Genomic DNA, 21,699 nt, shown 5'->3' on the forward strand with positions numbered 1-21,699 from the left:
GTTATGGTCGGCGATGATTTAGATCAGTCCCGTGCGGTTCACGAAGGAACTGCCTTACGTCTTCGATGGTGGTCTTCCATTCCGAGACGGTGCGGCCATCCTCGTCTACTGTATTCCTAGGTGAAACGGATCGCCAAGGTTCATCGGGACTGAAGTCTTCCAAAAGGTCATCAAGGAAGATGATCGAGTTCTGTACGTAGACGATCTCGGACGACCTATAGAGGGGCCAGCAGGAGATGAAATTGCTGCTCTTTGGATCCGTGATGGATGAAATCAGGCACGATGTGGCATCCAGATCATCCTCGAGAATCTTCAGAGATCTGTTCCAGCTGGCCTGGTACTGCTTCACCCCCCAATAGGTCAGATCCATCGGGAAGCTCTCTTCGAAACCACCTACCGTGATGCGCCCAGTGGCGCTCTCGCACTTCGTGGCTGCGGAATCTGTGGGTGCGGACGTCACCTGGATGGAGAAGGCGTTACTTCTTGATGTAGTTGAGGTCTGCGTCATATGTACCAATCCTCTGTCCCCTCTTGTTGAACATCTTCCAACCGTCGGAGACGTTGTGTCCGTCAACGTCTGGGGTGATGTAGTCCTTGCCGTTGAAGAACACGTCTTGCCCGTGAGAGTGGAACGGTGCTCTTTGCGGTGAAATTTTTCTAGTGTATCCGAGCCCGGCAGCTCTGTCTGCCGTGGTTGCTGCGTAGAGTTCCTGATCCCTGGCGCGCCGCTGGGTGACCATATCCGGATGATAGGGATCATGCTCCAGAGCCGGAGACGGCGTGTAGCCTTCGGGAAGGATTTCCCTCTTCTCGCAAGGAGCCAATCCGAGCGGGTCGGCCCAGCCATGTGGATTGTGAACGTATGTGGCCGGGTTTGGTGCAGGGGTGAGGCCGAGTGGATCAGGCGTGAGGTATCGCGCCGTTTCCGGGTCGTAGTGGCGGAAGTAGTTGTAATGCAGGCCCGTTTCCGGGTCGTAGTACTGGCCCGGGAAGCGTAGGGGGGTGTAGGCCGTGCTGTTCGCTGACCATGCCGTTGTGCCCCAGAGGGTGCTTCGGGTTCGCCAGGCGATGTCGCCCTGTTCGTCGACGAGTTCGCTGGGGGTGCCGACCAGGTCCGTGACGATGGCGAAGAAGCGGGAGTCGATCTCTTCCTGGGGCGCGTCGGGTGCGGTGATGCGTTCCGTCTGGGACAGCGGGCGCAGGCCCTGGTGGTCCCAGGTGAGGGTCACCGGGTTGGGCAGGGCGGCGGAGGTGGTGGTCTGCTCGCAGAGCGTCGTGCCGTCCCAGGTGAAGTCCACCCGCTCCAGCACCGATTCGCCGTCCTCAGCAATGCGGAGCTTTGCCGTGCGGCGGCCCAGGGGATCGTAGGTGTAGCGCCAGCGCGTGCCGTCCGGGGTCACCACCGATGTCAGCCGGTCCTCGGCGTCCCACTCGTAGCGCCAGGTGTCCGGCTTCCTCGACAGCCGGGTTTTCCGGCGCAGGATGATGCGGCCGAGGGCGTCGTGCTCGTAGCGGACGTTGCCGGCCCGGGTGATGCGCGTACCGGTGTAGGTGCGCGGGCCCGTCGCCTCGCCGCCCGGATGGTCCGCCGGCCAGGACGCCTGCGTCTGGTTGCCGGCCTCGTCGTACGCGTACCGCTCCGTCCAGTTCGCCGCGTGGACCGCCGTCACGCGGCCCGTCGCGTCCAGGTCGAAGCGGCGGGTGCCGGACAACTGGTCGTCGATGCCGATGACGTTGCCGTCGGCCCGGTAGGCATACGCCCGGTGCTGGACCCTGTGGCCCGCGGCTCCCACCACGGACTGCGTGCTCAGGCGGCCCATCGCGTCGAAGGTGTGCTCCAGCGTGACCGTCTCGCCGATGTGGCGGGTCAGTTCGCGACCCGCCTCGTCATACGTGAAGTCGATCTCCCGGCCCGACGCGACCATGCCCGTGCGGCGGCCCGCCGCGTCGTACGACCACGTCGTCTCCGCCCCCGTTGGAGTCCTGCGGCCCGTGCGGCGGCCCAAGGCGTCGTACGTGTACGCCACCGTGCGGCCGTCCACCGTTTCCGAGCGCAGCCGGCCGTAGCGGTCCCGCAGGAGCGTGAGGGTCGTGCCGTCCGGGCCGGTCGCCCGGGCCAGCTGGTCGGTCAGGTCGTACGCATAGGTGGTGACCTGGCCTGCTGCTTCCTTGCGGAGCACCTGGCCGAGTTCGTTGCGCTCGAAGGAGATCTCCTCGCCCAGCGCATCGCGGCGTGAGACGAGGCGGCCGGCGCCGTCGTACGCGTACGTCAGGGTGCGCTCGTCGAAGTCCGTCTCCGCGACCAGGCGGCCCGCCGGGTCGAACGCGTACGTCCACGTCAGGCCCTGCGGGTCGGTGACCTTCGTCAGGCGCAGTTCGGCGTCGTGGGCGAATTCGTAGCGGACGCCGTCCGGACCGGTGCGGGCCGTCAGCAGGTCGAAGTGGGTGTACTCGAAGTGCGAGACTCCGCCGAGGGCGTCCGTGTGACTGGTGCAGTTGCCCTCGCCGTCGTACGTCCACGTCTCCGTCGTGCCGTCGGGGGCCGTACGTCGGGTCAGGTGGCCCTCGGTCGACCATTCCAGCAGGGTCGTCCCGCCGGTCGGGTCCGTGACGGTGGTGGGGCGGCCGAGGGCGTCCCGTCCGTAGCGGGTCACGGCCCCGAGCGAGTGCGTCACCTCCACCGGGAGGCCGGCCCGGTCGCAGACGACCGTCGTCGTGTTGCCCAGCGGGTCCGCCACCGACGTCAGGTGGCCGGCCTCGTTGTACGTGAACCGGGTCGTCCGGCCCAGCGGGTCCGTCACCGACGTGCGGTTGCCCCGGTCGTCGAAGGACTGCCGGACGACGGTGCCGTCCGGGTTCGTCACCTTCACCGGCAGGCCGAGGTGGTCGTACTCCGCCTTCGACTCCCGGCCGTCCGGGCGGACGACTCGTGTGAGGTCGCCGGCCTCGTCGTACTCGAACGTCGTCGTGTGGCCCAGGGGGTCCGTCGTGGAGAGCAGACGGTTGTAGCGGTCCCGGACGTGGCGCGTGGTCGCTCCCAGGGCGTTCGTCTCCGCCACCACCTGCCAGGCGTCGTTGACCAGATAGCCGCGGGTGTGGCCCTCGCCGGTCGTCGCCGTCGTGGTGCGCAGGCCCGTCGCCGGGTCGGGTTCCCCGTACGCCAGACGCAGGGCCATGTGGCCGGCCGAGCCGCCCTCGGCGACGCAGCGGTCCCGGTCGTCGTACTCGTACGTGTAGCCGCGGGTGTTGGTGTCCGTCCAGGAGGTGACCCGGCCGCGCTCGTCGTAGGTGAAGCGGAGGGGCAGGCCCGAGGAGTTGACGACCTCCGTGAGGTTGCCGTCCGTGTAGCCGAAGCGCTTCAGCTCCTCGCCGGTCGCGTCCAGGTGGTACGCCGTGACGCGGCCCGCGTCCGTGGTGACGCGGACGCCCTGGCCCGCACTGGTGCGGACGGACAGCGGCGTGCCGTCGGCGTCGTACTCGAAGGTGATCCAGTTGCCGTTGCGGTCGTCGATCTGTTCCAGGACCGCCCGTTCGGACCCCCGGTCGGCGAAGTGCCAGGTCCGGCGCGACTGCGGGTCCGTGACGGTGTAGCCGCCGTCCACGCGGTCCAGGGGGCGGCGGGGGCCGTGGCTCGGCAGGGTCGGCACGCCCGGTGCCGGGTGGGGGTAGGACAGGAGCAGGCCGTCCTCCGTGACGAAGACGACTCCCTCCGTGTCGATCTCCAGGCGCTGGTCCAGGGTGGAGGACCAGGAGGGGCCGAACCAGCGGCCGAGGCGGTAGCCCGATTCCACGCGCCGGGTCAGCAGCAGGGGCAGGACGCCGGGGAGGGTGACGTCCGTCTGCGGCAGGTACATCCTGCCGGTGGCGAGGTCGATGGGGTCGGTGCCGCCGCTGCACACCGAGTCATCCGTGCGGGAGGGCTGCTGCGGGTCCTCGCTCACCCTTCCGCGGGCGGAGTTCGCGGCCGCGCCCTCTCGTTCCGCCGCCCCTTCGGCTGCCGAGCGCACCATGCCCGCTTCGGCCGCGTCCCGTGCCAGGCCGGCCTCCATGCCGGCGCCGTCGCCGAGGAGCAGCTGGGGGAGCATGCGTCCGCCGAACTCGGAGGGGTCCTTGCGGAACTGGGTCCACATGTCCTTCAGGGCGCGGTCGGGGTGCGAGCCCGTGGAGACCAGGCCGGAGAGCGTCATGCTGACGTTCTGCAGGTACGCGGCGGGATGGGTGACGTTGTAGGGGTCGACGGGGTCCAGTCCGCGGACGAAGGTGATCAGGCCTGCGGCGCCTTTGACGACACCGCCGTCGAAGTGGAGGACTTCGGTGTGGAGGGCGTCGGAGCCGTCCTCGGCGTCCGCCTTCAGCCGGGCGAGTGGCGGCGGCTCGGCGGGGGCGTGGGCCAGGGCCTTGTCCACGGCCTTGGCGGCTCCTTCGGCGGCCGTGTTGCGCTGGGTGCGGGCCTCGTGGAGGACTTCCCGGGCGCGTTGGATGTCCGCAAGCCCGGGGTCGTGGAACGCGGCCGGGCGGGGGCCGGGGTCGCCGCCCGACTTCAGGGCCGCGTTGTAGGTGTCGACCTTCGTGTTGTAGGCGTCCGCCGCCTTCCTGGAGGCCTGCGTGCCCGTCTTGTACAGCTCCAGTGCGTGCTGGGCCTGCTTCTGTGCCCAGGTGACGGTCTCGGCGTAGGCGTCGAGGGTGGTGGCGGCGCGGCAGGCGTCCGCCGCGTGCAGCCACTTCGCCGGGTGCATGGCGAACTTCTTGCGGAAGGCCTCGGCCGCCTCGCCCTGCCAGGACGAGGAGTCCAGCTTGCGCATGCCCTGGCCGACTTCGTCGAAGGCGGTGTGGAAGTCCTTCAGGTGGCTCGCGGAGGCCCGGATGGCGCTCGGGGAGCCGTGGATCAGCTCGGAGGCCAGCCCGGTCTCGCCGAGCTGCTTCTCGCCCGGGGTCGCGCCCAGCTCGGAGGCGGTGTAGTCGCCCACGGTCCTGACGATGTCGGCGTACTTGTGGGCTCCGACGTAGTCCAGGGCGTCGCCTGCGACGTCCGCGACCTTGTCGACCCCCTCACCGACGATCTTCTTGCCGGAGTCGTACAGATCCTCGCCCGCGCCCAGGAGCGAGTTGGTCACGTCTCCCAGGCCCATCAGCCTTCACCGCCGTGGCCCTCGGTGGACTCCGCGCGGGCCTCGGGGGAGGGGCCGAACGTCTCGTCCAGGAACCGGTTGTACTCCGCGTCCGACATGCCACTGGGCCGCAGGCCCAGATTGCCCGCGGCCTGCGACGTCATGAAGTCCCGGTCGGCGTTCATCCAGCCCTGCTTGCTGTTGGCCCACGCCTGGTCGAAGGACTTCTTGCTGTAGTCGACGTTCCCGCCGAGGACGCCGGACCTGCCGATGTCGCCCCAGCCCATCTTCTCCACGTCGTCCTCGGAGGCGTAGGGGTTGCCGATCAGTGAGTTCGCGCCGACCTTCAGTGCGCCGCTGACGTACTGGTCCGTCTCGTAGAATGTCCCCGCGGACAGGCCGACGCCCTGCGCGAAGGCGTTCCCCTCGGCCACCAGGGCGCGTACCCCCCACTCCCAGCGGTCGCAGAACGACTTGAACTTGGACGTCAGGTCCTCGTGGCCCAGCTCCATCCCGGACAGCTTCATGTCAGAAAAGCCCCGGCCCGCACCGGCCAGGCTGTCGATGCCGAGTTCCTTCAGCTCGTCCAGCGTCCCCGTGATGCCCTGCGCGATCAGGTCCAGCCCGGTGGTCTTGATGTCCTTGCCCTCGGTCCCGCTCATCGCGGCAACTCCCGTTCGTCTCCTCGACGGCCCGGTCGACGGCCGCCGCGTCCGGCACGATCCCCGCCACCGGCGGGAACAGCACCCCCTCGCCCTCGGTGCCCACGTCCAGGGCCACCCCGCACGGCACCCCGACCGCCGGCACGGCCGCGTCCAGCAGCCGCGCTCCCAGCCACCTCTGGTACGGCCACTCGCGGTCGCCCTCGCCCCTCGCGATCGCGAAGCGCGCCAGTGCCGGCTCGTTCGAGAACGCGTAGATCCAGCGGATGCCGCCGTGGTCGGCCGTCAGGGGTGCGTCGTCCTCGTCCGTGGGCACCAGCACCGGCGTACGACGGAACGCGCCCAGCAGCACGGCGAACTCGCGTCGCCCGTACCGGACTTCCTCGGTCTGTGGGAGGGGTGCCGGTGCGGGGGCCTGGGCGAACCTCGCTGAATGCTCCGGTGCGCGGGGTGCGTCGGCCGTGTCCCGGGCGGGTGTGCGCGTGTGCTCCGGAGCAGTCATGTCCGCGTACTCGGACAGCCGCGACCTGCGTGCAGGTCCCGCCGCCTCGCCGTCGCCCCCGTGCTCTGCCATGCGCCGGATCATCACATCCGCGTCTTGCGGATCGCAACGCGGCACCGCGCAACCCGGCCAGGTCCGGCCGGGTTGCGGGACACTCGTACGAGGGGTTCCACAGACGGTCGTTACGGGCAGGCAGCCTCCAACTGCGCCGTGATTCTCGCCAGGGCCTTCGCCGCGGGGTGTTGTTTGATGAGGCCCTCGCGGCCCGCGGCGCGGAGTTCCACGGCTGCCGTGCCGTCGGCGGACGCGGTGACGACGGCCGTCACGACGGCGGGGTTCAGGCCGCCGAGTCCGACGCCGAGGACCGCTCGTACGGCGGCGCCGCCGTCGTCGCGCGGCTCGGCCGCCGTCAACTGCCCTGTCGCGGCCAGCGTGTCGTGGACCAGGCGGGACGCCGCCGACACCGGGGCGGGCAGCTTCATCGACGTCGTGGCGACGTCCTTCTTCGTCCATGTGAAGCCCCGCGCGGCGCCGCGCGCACCGCCCCGCGCGCCGGCTCCGCCCAGACCACGGGTTCCGGTGACGGCGCCGCCCGCGGCGGCGCCCATCGCGCCGCCCTTCGCGCCGAGTCGGGTCATCGCGGCGAGGAGCAGTTCGTCCTCGCCGGCCTCGTCGAACATGTGCGTCTCCTCAGTCGCTCGCCCGCTCCGCCGCGCTGCGTTCCACGCAGAACTCGTTGCCCTCAGGGTCGTGCAGGGTCACCCAGCCGGTTCCGTCGGGCCTGCGGTGGTCGCCCTGGAGTGTGGCGCCGAGGGAGAGGAGGCGGTCCACCTCCTCGTCGCGGGTGCGGTCCTGGGGCTGGAGGTCCAGGTGGACGCGGTTCTTCACCGTCTTGGGGTCGTCGACCCCGACGAACAGCAGGGTGATCGCGGCGGACGTGACCGTGGCCTCCGGATCGCCCGGGAAGTCGTCGTCGGCGAGCGAGCCGTCCAGGGCCCGTGCCCAGAAGCCCGCGAGACCGTAGGGGTCGGCGGAGTCGATGGTGACGTGCCGGATCAGGGAACTCATGCCCGCACCTGATCACGGATGCCCCCGGCCGTCCAGGGCCGGCGATGTGAAGTACGTACACCCCGGCGCCCGGAGCCGTGGGAGGTCCGGGCGCCGGGGGTGGGGTGGGTCAGGGGAGGTTGTGGACGTGGGGGGCGACCGCGTTGGACCAGGCGTTGCCCGAGGACGCGTCCCAGTTCGTGGACCAGGTCATGGCGCCGCGCAGGTCGGGGTAGGTCCTGGAGGGCTTGAACGTGCCGCAGTTGGTGCCGGCGGTGAGACAGTCCAGGGCGTTGTCGACCACGGTGGGCGACACGTAGCCGCTGCCCGCCGCGCTGGTGGAGGCCGGCAGGCCGAGGCCCACCTGGGAGGGGGCGAGCCCGCCCTGGAGCTGGATGCAGGCGAGGGCCGTCAGGAAGTCCACCGAGCCCTGGCTGTAGACCTTGCCGTCGCAGCCCAGCATGGAACCGCTGTTGTAGTACTGCATGTTGACGACCGTGAGGATGTCCTTGATGTCCAGGGCCGTCTGGAAGTAGGAGTTGGACGTCGACTGCATGTCGATCGTCTGCGGGGCCATCGTGATGATCAGGGACGAGCCCGCCTTCGCCGACAGGGCGCGCAGGGCCTGCGACATGTAGGTCGCGTTGAGGCCGTTCTCCAGGTCGATGTCGACGCCGTCGAAGCCGTACGTCTGCATCAGGGAGTAGACGGAGTTCGCGAAGTTCGCCGCGGAGGCCGGGTCGTTGATCGACACCGTGCCGTTCTGGCCGCCGATGGAGATGACGACCTTCTTGCCGGCCGCCTGCTTGGCCTTGATGTCGGCCTTGAACTGGTCGGCCGTGTAGCCGCCGAGGCCGGCGGAGTCGAGGCTGAACGACACCGCGCCCGGTGTCGACGTCGCGTCGGCGAAGGCCACCGCGATGATGTCGTACGACGAGGGGACGTCGGACAGCTTCTGGACGGTCGCGCCGTTGTTGAAGTTCTGCCAGTAGCCGGTCACCGCGTGCTTGGGCAGCGAGCCGCCGCCACCGCCACCGCCGCCACCACCGGACGGGGCCGTCGTCGCCGTCACCGTCGCCGACTTCGCCGACTCGCCCGCCTCGTTCGTCGCCGTGACCTGGAAGGAGTACGAGGTCGAGGCGGACAGGCCGGTCACGGTCGCCGAGGTGCCCGTCACCGCCGTGACCTTGGTGCCGCCCCGGTAGACGTTGTAGCCCGTCGCGCCCGACACCGGCGACCAGGACAGGGACGCGGACGAGGACGTCGTACCGGAGACCGCCAGGCCGGTCGGCGCGGCCGGGACCGTGGGGGCGGGGTCGCCGCCTCCGCCGCCGTCGGGGCCGTAGACCGAGACGTCGTCGGCGTAGTAGGCGGCCTGGCCGTACCACCCGTGCGTGTAGACCGTGACGGAGGTCGTTGACGCGCCCGTGGTGAAGGTCGTCGAGAGCTGCTTCCACGACGCGGTGTCGGGGGTCCAGGTGGAGACGTCCGTCGTGCCCGTGCCCGTCACGCCCAGGTAGGAGTAGCCGCCCTGCACCCACGCGCTCAGCGTGTACGCCGAGTTGGGCCTGACCGCGACCGACTGGGTGCACTGAGCGTTGTCCTGCCCGGCTGGTGTCCCCTTCAGGGCGGAGGAGCCGGAGTGGACCGGGGAGGAGACGGTGGCGCCGCTGCCCGCGGTGCACGTCCAGCCGGTCAGGCCGGATTCGAAGCCGGCGTTCTTCACGTTGTTGACGTCCGCCGCCGACGCGGGGGAGGCCGCCGCGAGGCCCGCGACCGAGAGGGCGAGGGCGGTCGCGGCGGACCATGACGCCAGCCGGCGTCGGCGGGGTCTGGGCATGCCTGGTGCGCGGTCCACTGGGACCTCCGGGGGGAGTCGGCGGGGAGAGGGGGTGAGGGACGGCGGCCACCGCTGCCCCCACAAGTTGGTCCAGACCAATCCCGATGTCAAGAGGTCCAGACCAAAACCGTCTCCGCTCGTACGCTCAACCTGTCCGGTTTTGGCGGGACTTGCGCCAAGAGAGTTCCACGCGAGCTTCACAAACGCTGTTCTCCGGCCATGTGGCCGTGGTTACAGTGCTCAGGTAGTCACGCAGTGAAGTCGTCCTGGCGCATTGGAGTGACAGTGACACCGGTGGGCCGGCGGGTGGGAAGAGCGGGGAGCTGCGCGTGCCAACTGCCATTGCCGTGACCAGTGCCGACATGGCACTGCCGCCACAGGACGAACGCACCATGCCCGCCGTCGTGCTGAGCGACCTCGACCGGCGGCCCCTCGACCACGCGCTCACCGAACTGCACGCCCTCACCGAGCAGTACGGCTATGTCGTCGTCGTGTGCTCGCAGGCCACCCCGGAGTCCGTCGTACGGCGGCTGTACACCCTGCGCTCCCTGCTGGAGAGCGACCGCGTCGCCCTCTTCCGGCCCGGGCTGCCGCCCCTCGGGATCGCCGTGCTCGCCCGGCAGCTGCGGCAGCTGGCCTCCTGCGACCTGAGCCCGGGCGTCCTCGCCTCCGCGGGACGGCTGCTCACCCACTACATCCACGCCGGCGCCGTCCTCGGCTCGGTCGCCAAGCTGGACCGGGTGCCGGTCGGGCTGAAGGCGCACGCCAAGTCATGGGTGCCGGGCAGCCAGTTCGCCGTGCTCGCCCACCCCGAGCCCCAACTCGCCCGGATCGGACCCGGCGTCACCCTCAAGGGGCCCGAGTTCGACACCTGGATGCTGGTCGCGAAGGGACAGCTGCAGAGCGACTGGGCCGCCGGTCTCGCCTCCGACTGGAGCGTGCACGGGCTGCACGAGGCCGCGCTGCCCGCCGAGTCCCCGCTGTGGTGGGGGACCGGCCGGATGGTCGAGTTCTGCACCTACCTCGCCGACCTGTCGGTCCTCTACCAACTGGTCACCTCCGTACGGCAGACCAGCTGCCACTGGTGCGGCCTGGACGTCATCGGCGACCGCTGCGTCTTCTGTTCCGCCACCCCGCCCCTCCACGAACCGCCCGCGCCCCGCGCCCTGGAACAGCGAACGCCCGCCTGACCGGTCCGACAACAGCACACTCACATCCCGCTCGACCGATTCCCCCAATGAGGTTGCACGGTTCATGAACTCCCGTCAGCGCCGCGGCGTGATACTCCTGATCCTGTCGGTCCTGTGCGCTCTCGGCGCGTTCGCCGGCGTGCTCTCCGTCGTCCACGACGTGAACTCCAAGGTCGGACCCGAGGTCACCGCCTACCGCGTGCGGTCCGACGTGAAGCCGTACACCACCCTAGACGCGGGGCAGTTCGAGAAGGTCAGGATGCCGAGGCGGTGGCTCTCCGGCACCGCCGTCACCGATCTCCACCAGATCCAGGGCAAGATCGCCGTGACCACCCTGCGGGCCGGCTCCCTGCTCCAGGCCGACATGATCGTCGACCAGCCCGCCCTCCAGGCCGGACAGCAGGAGGTCGCCATCATGATCGACGCGGCCACCGGCGTGGCCGGCAAGATCACCCCCGGATCGCGCGTCAACGTGTACGCCACCTTCCAGGGCAAGAAGGAGGGCGACCCGGACCAGTCGAAGATCATCGTGACCGACGCCCGGGTCCTCGACGTCGGCCGGATCACCGCCCTCGACCCCGACAGCGGCAAGAACCAGCAGCAGCCCAGCGAGGCCGTCCCCATCACCTTCGCGCTGTCCACCCTCGACGCCCAGCGCATCACCTACGCCGAGTCCTTCGCCCAGCGCGTCCGGCTCGCCCTGGTGGCGCCCGGCAGCGAGACCAGCGTCCCCGACAGGGACCGCACCTACGAACTCGCGACGGACAAGTGAGAGGCGGCCATGCCCACCAGGATCCTCCCGGCCGGCGCGGACCCGGACGCCGTCCGCTCCCTCACCACCCTGCTCAGCCAGCTCCCCGACGCCGAACCCCAGCCACCCGTCGGTGACTCCACCCAACTGGTCGACACCCTCGCCCGGCTCGCCGCCGAGTCCGTGGACGAACTGCCGGAAGTGGTCGTCGTGCACGAACGCATCGGCCCGGTACCGGCCCTGGAGCTGATCCGCGAGGTCGCCCTGCGCTTCCCGGCCGTCGGCGTCATCCTCGTCACCACCGACGCGAGCCCCGGCCTGTTCGCCGCCGCCATGGACTCCGGCGCCCGCGGCCTGGTCGCGCTGCCGCTGTCGTACGAGGAACTCGCCAGCCGCGTCCAGGCCGTCGCCCAGTGGTCGACCGGCGTACGACGCCATCTCGGGCACGGCGCCGACGTGTTCGGCGGCGTGGGCGGCACCGTCGTCACGGTCAGCGGCGCCAAGGGAGGCGTGGGCGCCACCCTGACGGCGATCCAGCTCGCCCTCGCCGCACAGGCCTCCGGGCGTGCCACCGCCCTGGTCGACCTCGACCTGCAGGCCGGCGACATCGCCTCCTACCTGGACATCCAGTTCCGCCGGTCCGTGGTCGACCTCGCCGCCATCACCGACATCTCGCCCCGCGTCCTCGCCGACGCCGTCTTCCGCCACGACACCGGGCTCGCCCTGCTGCTCGCGCCCGGCGAGGGCGAACGCGGCGAGGAGGTCACCGACCGCGCCGCCCGCCAGATCGTCAGCGCCCTGCGCTCCCGCTACGAGGTGGTCGTGGTGGACTGCGGCGCCCAGCTGAGCGGTGCGGGCGCCGCGGCGGTCGAGATGGCCGAGACGGCCCTCCTCGTCACCACGCCGGACGTCGTCGCCGTACGCGCCGCCAAACGGACCGTACGCATGTGGGACCGGCTGCAGATCCGCAAGGCCGAGGAGACGACGGCGGTCGTCAACCGGCACACCCGCAGCACCGAGATCCAGCCCGCGCTCGTGCAGCGCATCACCGGCACGGCGCTGGCCCGCACGGCCGTCCCCGCCAACTTCAAGGAACTGCAGGCCGTCGTGGACGCCGGGCGGCTCCACGAACTCGACGGCAGGAGCACCGTGAAGCAGGCCCTGTGGGGACTCGCCGGGGAACTGGGCCTGGTCAGGGCGCCGGCCGAGGGAACCCATCGCGGGGGCGCGCGGGGCCCGGTCGGATTCCGCCGGCGGAAGGAGTGAGCGGCCCATGAAACGGGGAGAGGACCGCGGCCAGGTCAGCATCGAGTTCCTCGGGATGACTCCGCTGATCATTCTGACGCTGGTGCTGATGTGGCAGGCCGTGCTCGTGGGGTACACCTTCACGCTCGCAGGGAATGCTGCGGACGAGGCGGTGCGGGCCGGGACGGCGGTGCCGCCGGGGGAGCGGCAGGCGGCCTGCTCGGCGGCGGGGCTGAAGGACCTCTCGCGGGCGTGGCAGAAGAGTGCCGAGGTGAAGTGCAGTACCGGCGGTTATGTCACGGCCGACGTCACGCTGCACGTCCCCGTCCTCTTCCCCGGGCTGATCGACTTCCCGGCCACGGTGACCGGCCACGCCGGTGCCGTGGAGGAGGTGAAGCACTGAGATGCCGTACCGAAGGAGACACGACCGCGGGCAAGTGGCCATCGAGTACCTGGGTTTCGTGCCGGTCCTGCTGATCGTCGGACTGGCCGGCATCCAGCTCGGAGCGGTCGCCTACGCCGCCGAACAGGCCGGCACCGCGGCGCGGGCGGGGGCGCGTGCGGCCTCGCTTCGGCAGTCGTACACGCAGGCCTGCGCCGAGGCGGTGAGCGGGGGCATCCAGGTCTCCTGCTCCTCCGGCGGCGGGGACGGCACCGTGACCGTGACCGCCAGGGTCCACATCCCGACGATCGTCTGGGACCTCGGCTACGCCACCAAGTCGGCCACCATGCCGCTCGACCACTGACCGAGGAGCTGGGGACCCATGAGCCTGCGGGCACGCATCAGCACTCCGGAGGAGCACGGCAGCCGGGGCGAGGACGGGCATCTGGTCGCCTCCTACCGGGCCAAGCTGCTGGAGGAGATCGACCTCGCGGAGATGAGCTCGCTGGCCGCCGCCGAGCGCCGGGCACGCCTGGAGCGGGTGCTCGGGCACATCATCAGCCGCGAGGGCCCGGTGCTGTCGACGGTGGAGCGGTCCCAGCTGATCCGCCGGGTGGTGGACGAGGCGCTGGGCCTCGGCATCCTGGAACCCCTGCTCGAAGACGCGTCGATCACCGAGATCATGGTGAACGGCCCCGACGCGATCTTCGTCGAGCGCGGCGGCCGGGTCGAGCAGCTGCCGCTCCACTTCGTCTCCGCCGACCAGCTGATGCAGACCATCGAGCGGATCGTGTCCACCGTCAACCGGCGGGTGGACGAGTCGAATCCGATGGTGGACGCCCGGCTGCCCTCCGGCGAGCGCGTCAACGTCATCATCCCGCCCCTGTCGCTGACCGGCCCCATCCTCACCATCCGCCGCTTCCCGCGCTCCTTCACCCTCCAGGAGCTGATCGGTTTCGGGTCGCTCGACGAGCCCATGGTGTACCTGCTGGCGGGCCTGGTGCAGGCCAAGTTCAACATCATCGTCTCGGGCGCGACCGGCACCGGGAAGACGACCCTGCTGAACGCGCTCTCCGGGCTGATTCCCTCGCACGAGCGCATCATCACCATCGAGGACTCCGCCGAACTCCAGCTCCAGCAGACCCACGTGGTGCGCCTCGAGTCCCGCCCGCCGAACGTCGAGGGCAAGGGCCAGGTCACCATCCGGGACCTGGTCCGCAACTCGCTGCGGATGCGCCCCGACCGGATCGTGGTCGGCGAGGTCCGCGGCGGCGAGTCACTCGACATGCTCCAGGCGATGTCCACGGGCCACGACGGCTCCCTCGCCACCGTGCACGCCAACAGTGCCGAGGACGCCCTCACCCGGCTCCAGACCCTCGCCTCCATGTCGGACGTGGAAGTGCCCTTCGTGGCCCTGCACGACCAGATCAACAGCGCGGTCGACGTCATCGTCCAGCTCACCCGGTTCGCCGACGGCGCCCGCCGCATCACCGAGATCGCGCTGCTGGACAGCCACGGCGGGGAGCCGTACCGGCTGGCGACCGTGGCCCGCTTCGACGCCCGCCCCATGACACCGGACGGCCGCGTGTACGGCTCCTTCCAGTACTTCCCCCTGCCACGCCGTACCGCCGACCGCCTCTACATGGCGAGCCAGCCCGTCCCCCAGGCCTTCGGCGTCGCCCACTGCGCGGACCAGCTCGCCACCCGAGAAGCCAGGTAGGACCATGGAACTCCACACCCTCGTCCAGCTGACGACCGGCGTCGCGCTGCTGACGTGCGTCCTGGCCGTCGCCGGCGTGCAGACCTACGCGTCCGGCCGGGCCCAGCGCGCCGCCCTCGTCGACCGGCTCTCGCACACCGGCCCGATCCCGCCGGCCGGGCGCCGGCGCCGCTTCCGCGACCTCGACCGGCGGCTGCGCCGCACCCGCTTCGGCCGCCGGCTCGAACTGCGCCTGGCCGCCACCGGGCTGGACGTCACACCGGGAGAGTTCTTCGTCTCCATGCTGGCCACGGTCGCCGCCCTGTGGCTGATCGGCCAGGCCACCCTCGCGCCCTTCTTCGGGCCCCTGGCCGGGCTGCTGGGCGTCTGGGCGGCCGTGCAGTTCCTCAACTGGCAGCGCCAGAAACGCATCGAGCGCTTCATCAACCAGCTCCCCGAACTGGCCCGCATCCTCGCCAACGCCACCCAGGCCGGACTCGCCCTGCGCACCGCGATCGGCATGGCGGCGGAGGAGCTGGAGGCACCGGCGGGCGAGGAACTCGCCAGGGTCTCCGACCAGCTGGCCGTCGGCCACTCCCTGGACGACGCGCTCGGCGAACTCGCCGACCGGCTCCCCTCCCGGGAACTGGTGGTGCTCGTCACCACCCTCGTCCTGTCCAACCGGGCGGGCGGGCAGGTCGTCAGCGCGCTGCGCAACCTCACCGAGACGCTGGAGGAACGCAAGGAGACCCGGCGCGAGATCCGCACCCAGCTGTCCCAGGTGACCATGACGTCGTACGCCGTCCCCGTCCTCGGCGTCGGCGCCCTGTTCCTGATGAACGGCGTCAAGGACGGGGCGCTGGCCCGCATGACCGGCTCCCCGGTCGGCCAGGCCTGCGTGATCATCGCGTTCGCCATGTACGCCGTCGGCTTCGTCCTCATCCGGCGGCTGAGCCGGATCGACGTGTGAGAGGGGAGCGGACTCCATGGCATTCCTGCTCGCACTCCTGATGGGCGCCGGCGTCTGGGGCGCCTTCACCGGCGTCCGCATGTACCGCGCGGACGCCAAGCTCCCCGGGGACCTCGCCGTCGCCCTGGAGGTCGGCGCCACCCGCACCGGCGCGGTGGGCTCCGTCATCGACCGCATGGGCATGCGCTACGCCCCGGCGGTCCTGCGGCTGATGGGCCCCCGCCTGGTCGCCAAGTACCGCCGCAGGATCGACCTCGCGGGCAACCCCGGCGGCCTGACCATCGACCGCTACGCGGCCCGCCGCGCGGTCTACGGCGCGCTCGGCGCGGTCGGCTTCCTGGTGTTCCTGCTGCGCGGCCAGTGGTTCGTGGCCCTGCTCCTGCTGCTGTTCGGGGCGTTCTGGACGGAGGTCGGCATCTGGTCGGCGATCCGGGTCCGCAAGGACGTCATCGAGCGCACCCTGCCCGACTTCCTGGACGTGCTCGCCGTGGTGGTCAGCGCGGGGCTTGGCTTCCGGCAGGCGCTGGACCGGGTCTCCTCCCGCTACGAGGGGCCGTGGGCCGACGAACTCCGCATCACCCTGCGCCAGATGGACCTCGGCATGAGCCGCCGCCAGGCCTTCGCGGAGCTGCGCCGGCGCAACGACTCCGAGCAGGTCGCCATGTTCGTCACCGCGCTGCAGCAGGGCGAGGAACTGGGCGCGCCCATCGTGGACACGCTCGTCTCGCTGGCCAAGGACATGCGGCGCACCGACGCGCAGAACGCCCGCCGCAAGGCCGCCCGCGCGGTGCCCAAGGCCACGCTGATGATCACCACGTTCATGGTCCCGGCCACCATGCTCCTGCTCGGTGCGGGCCTGCTGCTCGGTTCCGGCGTGGACTTCGGCTCCCTCACGGGGAAGTGAGACGACCATGACGACGACGGAGCTGACGGGAACCGGGGGAGGCGCGGCCGACCCGCCGCTCGCGGTGCGGCTCGCCCGGCACACGGGAACGGTGTCGCGGGGGTGGGCGTCGTCCGTCGCCCGCACGGCGCGGCGGGTGCGGTCATGGGCCCCGGCGTCGTTCCCCGCCCGGTTACGGGGTCGGTCGGGCGCGGGGACCGGGGAGGAGTCCGAGCGGATTCAGGTGCGGGCGCTGCAGGCGATGTGCCGGCAGGTGTTCGGCTTCCGCCTGGCCATGATCGTGCTGGCCGCACCGGCCGCCCTGCTCAACGCCGCCCCGGGCCTCGGCGCCCGGCTGGTCGGCGGGGCCGTGGTCGTCACCTTCATGGTGTCCTACGTCCTCTTCCGCGACTGGGAACGCTTCGGCCCGCTCCTCCTGCGCCACCCCAGCCTGCTCGCCGCCGACACCCTCGTCGGCTCCCTCCTGCTCGTCTCGGCGGGCCCCGACACCACCCTCGCCTACGTCAGCGTCTGCACCCCGCTGGTGGCCGGCCTGGTCTACGGCTGGCGGGGCGCCGCCTGCTTCGCCTCCCTGCAGTCCCTGATCCTGCTCCTCGTCCACGCCACCCTGAAGGCCGACCGGCACGCCCCCGTGGCCGAGGCCCTCCTGCTGCCCGGTCTGTGCGTCATCTCCGGAGCCATGGGCTCGACCATGCGCAACCTGATGCTCCGCTTCGGTGCCGCCACCCAGGCCCTGACGGCGGCCCAGGCGCGCCTCGCCGCGGCGGAGGCGGTGAGCGCGGAACGCGCCCGGCTGGCCCGTGACATGCACGACTCCGTGGCCAAGACCCTGTACGGCGTGGCCCTGGCGGCGGACGGCCTGGCAGCCACCGCCTCGGGCGCCGCGCCCGACCCGGCCCGCATCCGGGAGCAGGCCGAACTGGTCTCCCGCTCGGCCCGCAGAGCGGCGGCGGAGTCACGCGAACTGCTGACGGACCTGCGCCGGGAGCACCCCGGGGCGCCGACGTTCTGGGGCGAAGTCGCGGCGCAGGCAGCCGACTTCGCCTCCCGCACCGGACTGCGGGTGACGTGCCGGGGTCCGGACGCCCCGGCGGACCTCCCCCCGCTGCCCGCACCGCAGGCCCGCCACCTCCTCTCCATCGCCACGGAGGCGCTGGAGAACGCGCACCGCCACGCCGGCGCGACCCAGGTGGAGGTGCGGGCCGCCGTCCACGGCAACCTGTTCCGCCTCACGGTCCACGACGACGGCCGCGGCCTCCCGCCCGGCACCACGCTCGAACAGCTGCGCGGCTCCGGTCACTTCGGGCTGCTCGGCATGGTCGAACGCGCCGCGCAGGCGGGCGCCCGCATCCGCATCGGACGCGGCGGCCACGAACGGGGCACGGAGGTGCGGGTGGAACTCCCGCTGCCGGCCCCGGCCGACCCGGCACCATCCCCCCGGGAAGCCTGAAAGGAGGCACATCGATGCGGTACGCGCACCCCCGGCAGGACTTCCCGCCGCCGGCGCCCGCCGCCCCGCCCCTGCGGCTGCTGGTGGCCGACGACAACCCCGTGGTCCGCGCGGGCCTGACCGCCCTGCTCTCGGACCGCGAGGACACCACCGTGGTGGCGGAGGCGGCGGACGGCCGCGAGGCGTACGAGGCCGCTCTGCGGCACCGTCCCGACGTCATCCTCCTCGACGTCCGCATGCCCGGAGTCGACGGAATCTCCGCGTTGCCCCACCTGGTGCGGCTGGCCCCGGTCATGATGCTCACGTACAGCCACGAGACGGATACCGTGCGGCAGGCGCTGCGGCTGGGGGCGGGGGGATACCTGGTGCACGGCGAGTTCACGACCGAGCAGTTGGTGCGGGCGGTACGGGACGTACGGGAGGGCCGGCCGCATGTGACCCCGGGGGCTGCGCAGGCATTGCTGACGGAGCTCCGAGGAAGTGCACCTGCACATGGTGATGGTCAACTCGTCCCAGTTTCCGGCCAAAAAACCTCCCAAGCTTCTTCACAACTGCAATCTCCTGTGGGACAGTCGTTTCGCTCACGGTTCCGGCTGAGTACGAGGGAGGCGGAGATCATGGACCTCATCGCGTCGGGCATGACCAACCAGCAGATCGCCGCCGCGTGCTTCATCACCGAGAAGACGGTCAAGAACCACATCAACCGCATCTTCGCCAAGCTCCACACGACGACGAGGTCCCAGGCCGCCGCGAAGTGGCTGGGGGTGGGGTGAGATGAGGACCCTGAGGAGCGGCAACGTCCCCGAGTGGGCCTGGGGTTGGGCCCTGGGGCCCTGTGGGGAGCGGGGCGCCGGGTCGTACGTTGCCCGGACCGGAGGCGAAGCTGGAGGGGAAAACCGTGAGCAATTGGTTCCACACCACGGTCGCGTATCTGCAGACCCGCGCTGCCCGCGACGACAGGGGGCAGACCGCGGTGGAGTACCTCGGCATCATCGCGGTGGTCGTGGCGATCGTGCTGGCGATCACGGGTACGAGCATCGGTCAGACGATCTACGACGCGATCACGAACAAGATCGCCCAGGTCACCGGCGGCTGATCCCGCCGCTCCGCGACGCAGGGCAGGCCTTCCCCATCTACCTCACGGTGGTGGCGGGCCTGCTCTTTCTTGCGTTGGCCTACCTCGCCGTCGGCCAGGCGGCGGTGAACAGGAGCGGCGCCCAGACGGCGGCGGACGCGGCGGCTCTGGCCGCCGCCCAGAAGACCCGCGACCAGCTCGCGGCCCTGTGGGTCGAGGACGTGAGCGACCCGACCAAGTGGCAGGCCGTCTTCGCCGGGGACGGGGGCGTCGACTTCTGCTCGCGGGCCGGCGACCTCGCCAAACTGAACGACGCGACGGCGCGGTGCACGTTCGATCCGCCGCTGAGCTACGAGGTCGAGGTCAGGACGCTCAAGCCCGTGGGCCACTCCGTGGTGCCCGGCACCGAGAACGTGCACTCGACGGCGCACGCCATCGCCGTGATCCAACCGCTCTGCACCTTCCCGCCGCTCGGGCAGGGCGCCGGGAAGGGCGACCTGCCCGAACTCACCTGCAAGGACGACAAGGTCTGGCATCCGAAGCCGGACGACCCCACGGGGCTGCCGAAGCCCGAAGACCTCTTCGACGTCCACCTTGCCGGACGAGCGAACGACAAATGACGAAGGAAGCGGAGCGATGAGCATGCGGTTCACTGCGAAGGCCCGCAGGGGGATGGTCGTGATGGCCGTTGCGGCGGCTCTGGCCGTCGGGGTGACCGGCTGCGGTGGCGGCGGCGACGACGGCAAGAAGCCGGACACCTCGGCGTCCGCCTCGCGCACGAGCGGCTCCGACCCGAGCACCCAGGAGGGGCAGTCGTCCCAGCCGCTGGCCGAGCTGAAGGGTTCGAGCGGCCTGCTCCTCCAGATCACCTCCGCCCAACGCGACTCGGGCGGTTTCGTCACCGTCAACGGGATGCTGAAGAACGACGGGGCCCAGACGGTCGTGATCCCCTCCGCCCTGAGCGGCAACGAGACCGAGATCATCAGGAACGGCAGATCGCTGGGCGGCGCCACACTCGTCGATCCGCAGGGCAAGAAGCGGTACTACGTGCTGCGGGACACGGAGGGCCGCCCGCTGACGACCACCGGCTTCTCCACACTCAAGTCCGGTGACACCCTGGCGGTCTTCATGCAGTTTCCGGCACCTCCCGCCAACACGGCCGAGGTGGAGTTCCAGCTGCCCACCTTCTCCTCCGCCACCATCAAGATCTCCGGGTGAGGCCGACGTGACCACCACCCGTCTCGCTCTGGCCCTCACCGCCGTCCTGCTCCTCGCCGCCACCCCGGCCCGCGCCGACGACACGGACCCCACCACCCCCCCGGACACGGCCCCGTCCCCCTCCGCCCCGGTGAAGATCGATCCGCACGATCCGGACCTGAAGCTGCCCGAGGGCGCCACGCTGGCCGCGCCCAAGGTGCTGGACATCAAGTCGGTCGTGGAGGAGCAGAGCGGGGACGAGCGGCGGGAGGACACCAACGCGGACGTGACGTTCGCGCTCCAGGCCGAGGTGCTGTTCGGCAAGGACAGCGCGAGGCTCGGCGGAGACGCGAAGGCCCGCATCGCGGCCATCGCCGACGAGATCAGGAAGCAGAACGCGACCCAGGTCCGCGTCTTCGGCTTCACCGACAACCTCGGCTCCTCCGCGCACGGCGACATCCTGTCCAAGCAGCGCGCCAACGCCGTCCAGGCCGTCCTCGACCAGGACCTGAACGACCCGAACGTCACCTTCGAGGTCCGCGGCTACGGCGAGCAGTTCCCGATCGCCGACAACTCCACGGAGGAGGGGCGGCGCAAGAACCGGCGGGTCGAGGTGACCTTCCCGCGCACTCAGGGGTGAGCCGGAGCCGATCCCTCGCCACCCACCTCGTACTCGAACCAGATCCGGTGCGTGCCGTCCTCGTCGACCGCCAGGCCCCCGGCGCCCTCGATGCCGGCCAGCGCCCCGGTCCCGCTGCCCGGCACGATGACGAAGAAGTCGGCCTCCCTGCCCGCTCCGCGCGTCGTGCCGGAGTGGGCGAAGTTGAAGCTGCCGGCCCGGTCGCGGAGCGAGCCCTCGAAGGACTCCATGGCGACATAGGTGCCGGTCGCGCTGTCCTGGTCGTACGCGGCGGTGAACAGCGTCACCGACACCCCGGCGGCCTCCCCCTCGTACCGCTTGCGCATCGTGGCCACCCCGACGGGCACCGCCGTCTCGACCGCCGGCTCCGGCAACCGCACCGACGCCGGAGTGAACCCCTCGACCGTGAACGTCCCTGAAGCTCTCATGGCCCGGATGGTAAGCCGCGCCACCGACAACGCCCCGGACACCGCTCAGTCCTGCGTCGTCTCCACCCGCACCCCCGCCCGCAGGCCCCATCCCGCCATGGCCCCGGCCTCTGCCTCCAGCACATGGCGGGCCCGCAGCCGGGGCAGGCCCAGCCGGCCCGGTCGCATCGTGCGGACGGCCAGGACGGTGAGCCGGCGGTCCAGATAGGCGACGTCGACCGGTATCCGCATCCCGAAGGTGTGCACCCCGCTCGCCGGTGACAGCAGCATCGCCCCGTCGACCGCGTCCCGGCCCAGCAGCCCCCTCGTCCGCGCCCGGTAGGAGACCGAGATCTCCAGGGGCACGCTGATCCCTGCCTCCGGGATCAGCAGCCTTCCCCGTCCGTCCCGCCGCTGCCGGCGCCACCCCATGTCCCCTCCGTCTCCCGAGCCCGCCCCTTCTGGTACTGCCAACAGGGCCGCGCCGTAAACCCGTTGTCCTCCCTCCGTCCTCCCCGTGCGGGAAGGCCACCATGACCGGACTCGGTGTCGTGGTCCGCCCCCAGCTGCCTCGGGACCGGATGGGCGAGGTCGGCGCCCCGCCCCTCACCCCGGGTGACCCGGTGGGTG

Annotated in this window: 22 protein-coding genes and 1 pseudogene; 14 read left to right on the forward strand and 9 right to left on the reverse strand. The window is 70.9% G+C overall.

Going from position 1 to position 21,699, the window contains the following annotated elements; translation table 11 throughout:
- Position 1: 1 nt before the first annotated feature.
- The 7 genes and pseudogenes from ACZ7FF_RS15675 to ACZ7FF_RS15705 all read right to left on the reverse strand — a co-directional run bounded on the left by ACZ7FF_RS15675 (position 2) and on the right by ACZ7FF_RS15705 (position 9,159).
- Positions 2–508 carry a hypothetical protein gene (locus ACZ7FF_RS15675; protein ID WP_470812720.1) on the reverse strand — a complete coding sequence of 169 codons (507 nt, stop codon included), beginning with the start codon at positions 506–508 and terminating at the stop codon, positions 2–4.
- Complete coding sequence (locus ACZ7FF_RS15680) at positions 477–5,129, reverse strand: putative T7SS-secreted protein (protein WP_470812721.1); 4,653 nt, start codon at positions 5,127–5,129, stop codon at positions 477–479. Before ACZ7FF_RS15680 ends, ACZ7FF_RS15675 begins: the two co-directional genes overlap by 32 nt.
- Positions 5,129–5,770: a hypothetical protein gene (locus tag ACZ7FF_RS15685; protein WP_470812722.1), complete on the reverse strand. Its 642-nt coding sequence runs from the start codon at positions 5,768–5,770 to the stop codon at positions 5,129–5,131. Before ACZ7FF_RS15685 ends, ACZ7FF_RS15680 begins: the two co-directional genes overlap by 1 nt.
- Positions 5,771–5,804: 34 nt before the next feature.
- A pseudogene (locus tag ACZ7FF_RS15690) lies at positions 5,805–6,356 on the reverse strand (hypothetical protein); the annotation flags it as partial.
- A gap of 98 nt (positions 6,357–6,454) precedes the next feature.
- Entirely contained in the window at positions 6,455–6,952 is a 498-nt protein-coding gene (locus tag ACZ7FF_RS15695; protein ID WP_470812723.1) for a hypothetical protein, read from the reverse strand.
- A 10-nt stretch (positions 6,953–6,962) separates the two neighbouring features.
- Positions 6,963–7,340 carry a VOC family protein gene (locus ACZ7FF_RS15700; protein WP_470812724.1) on the reverse strand — a complete coding sequence of 126 codons (378 nt, stop codon included), beginning with the start codon at positions 7,338–7,340 and terminating at the stop codon, positions 6,963–6,965.
- 109 nt (positions 7,341–7,449) lie between these two features.
- A complete protein-coding gene (locus tag ACZ7FF_RS15705) occupies positions 7,450–9,159 on the reverse strand; it encodes a chitinase (protein WP_470812725.1) in 1,710 nt (569 codons plus the stop codon).
- Positions 9,160–9,506: 347 nt separating this feature from the next.
- On the opposite strand from ACZ7FF_RS15705, the gene ACZ7FF_RS15710 reads away from it, so the two are divergent.
- From ACZ7FF_RS15710 to ACZ7FF_RS15775, 14 genes are all read left to right on the forward strand, one after another.
- On the forward strand, positions 9,507–10,349 hold the full coding sequence (locus ACZ7FF_RS15710; protein ID WP_470812772.1) for a hypothetical protein: 843 nt from the start codon (positions 9,507–9,509) through the stop codon (positions 10,347–10,349).
- A 64-nt stretch (positions 10,350–10,413) separates the two neighbouring features.
- Complete coding sequence (gene cpaB / locus ACZ7FF_RS15715) at positions 10,414–11,121, forward strand: Flp pilus assembly protein CpaB (RefSeq protein ID WP_470812726.1); 708 nt, start codon at positions 10,414–10,416, stop codon at positions 11,119–11,121.
- A gap of 9 nt (positions 11,122–11,130) precedes the next feature.
- Positions 11,131–12,366: an AAA family ATPase gene (locus ACZ7FF_RS15720; RefSeq protein WP_470812727.1), complete on the forward strand. Its 1,236-nt coding sequence runs from the start codon at positions 11,131–11,133 to the stop codon at positions 12,364–12,366.
- Between the two features lie 7 nt (positions 12,367–12,373).
- Positions 12,374–12,748: a TadE family protein gene (locus tag ACZ7FF_RS15725; RefSeq protein ID WP_470812728.1), complete on the forward strand. Its 375-nt coding sequence runs from the start codon at positions 12,374–12,376 to the stop codon at positions 12,746–12,748.
- A gap of 1 nt (position 12,749) precedes the next feature.
- Positions 12,750–13,091, forward strand: coding sequence for a TadE/TadG family type IV pilus assembly protein (locus ACZ7FF_RS15730; protein ID WP_470812729.1), 342 nt, complete (start codon positions 12,750–12,752; stop codon positions 13,089–13,091).
- Positions 13,092–13,109: 18 nt separating this feature from the next.
- Positions 13,110–14,447, forward strand: coding sequence for a CpaF family protein (locus ACZ7FF_RS15735; protein WP_470812730.1), 1,338 nt, complete (start codon positions 13,110–13,112; stop codon positions 14,445–14,447).
- Positions 14,448–14,451: 4 nt separating this feature from the next.
- A complete protein-coding gene (locus ACZ7FF_RS15740; protein ID WP_470812731.1) occupies positions 14,452–15,396 on the forward strand; it encodes a type II secretion system F family protein in 945 nt (314 codons plus the stop codon).
- Between the two features lie 16 nt (positions 15,397–15,412).
- Positions 15,413–16,300 carry a DUF5936 domain-containing protein gene (locus tag ACZ7FF_RS15745; protein WP_470812732.1) on the forward strand — a complete coding sequence of 296 codons (888 nt, stop codon included), beginning with the start codon at positions 15,413–15,415 and terminating at the stop codon, positions 16,298–16,300.
- A 7-nt stretch (positions 16,301–16,307) separates the two neighbouring features.
- Positions 16,308–17,750 carry a sensor histidine kinase gene (locus tag ACZ7FF_RS15750; RefSeq protein WP_470812733.1) on the forward strand — a complete coding sequence of 481 codons (1,443 nt, stop codon included), beginning with the start codon at positions 16,308–16,310 and terminating at the stop codon, positions 17,748–17,750.
- A gap of 14 nt (positions 17,751–17,764) precedes the next feature.
- Positions 17,765–18,523, forward strand: coding sequence for a response regulator (locus ACZ7FF_RS15755; RefSeq protein ID WP_470812734.1), 759 nt, complete (start codon positions 17,765–17,767; stop codon positions 18,521–18,523).
- Between the two features lie 125 nt (positions 18,524–18,648).
- The gene (locus ACZ7FF_RS15760) at positions 18,649–18,846 is read left to right on the forward strand and encodes a Flp family type IVb pilin (RefSeq protein WP_470812735.1); all 198 of its coding nucleotides are present in this window, start codon (positions 18,649–18,651) and stop codon (positions 18,844–18,846) included.
- Positions 18,846–19,445, forward strand: a complete 600-nt coding sequence (locus tag ACZ7FF_RS15765) for a pilus assembly protein TadG-related protein (protein ID WP_470812773.1) — start codon at positions 18,846–18,848, stop codon at positions 19,443–19,445. The genes ACZ7FF_RS15760 and ACZ7FF_RS15765 overlap by 1 nt, the downstream gene beginning before the upstream one ends.
- A 16-nt stretch (positions 19,446–19,461) precedes the next feature.
- Positions 19,462–20,043: a hypothetical protein gene (locus tag ACZ7FF_RS15770; RefSeq protein WP_470812736.1), complete on the forward strand. Its 582-nt coding sequence runs from the start codon at positions 19,462–19,464 to the stop codon at positions 20,041–20,043.
- A 7-nt stretch (positions 20,044–20,050) separates the two neighbouring features.
- Positions 20,051–20,662 carry an OmpA family protein gene (locus ACZ7FF_RS15775; protein WP_470812737.1) on the forward strand — a complete coding sequence of 204 codons (612 nt, stop codon included), beginning with the start codon at positions 20,051–20,053 and terminating at the stop codon, positions 20,660–20,662.
- Here ACZ7FF_RS15775 and ACZ7FF_RS15780 read toward each other — a convergent pair.
- Positions 20,653–21,090, reverse strand: a complete 438-nt coding sequence (locus ACZ7FF_RS15780) for a DUF3224 domain-containing protein (RefSeq protein WP_470812738.1) — start codon at positions 21,088–21,090, stop codon at positions 20,653–20,655. The two genes, ACZ7FF_RS15775 and ACZ7FF_RS15780, sit on opposite strands and share 10 nt — an antisense overlap.
- Positions 21,091–21,135: 45 nt before the next feature.
- Positions 21,136–21,501, reverse strand: coding sequence for a DUF192 domain-containing protein (locus ACZ7FF_RS15785; RefSeq protein ID WP_470812739.1), 366 nt, complete (start codon positions 21,499–21,501; stop codon positions 21,136–21,138).
- Positions 21,502–21,699: the final 198 nt, after the last annotated feature.

Source organism: Streptomyces sp. NPDC037126, from assembly GCF_055605965.1.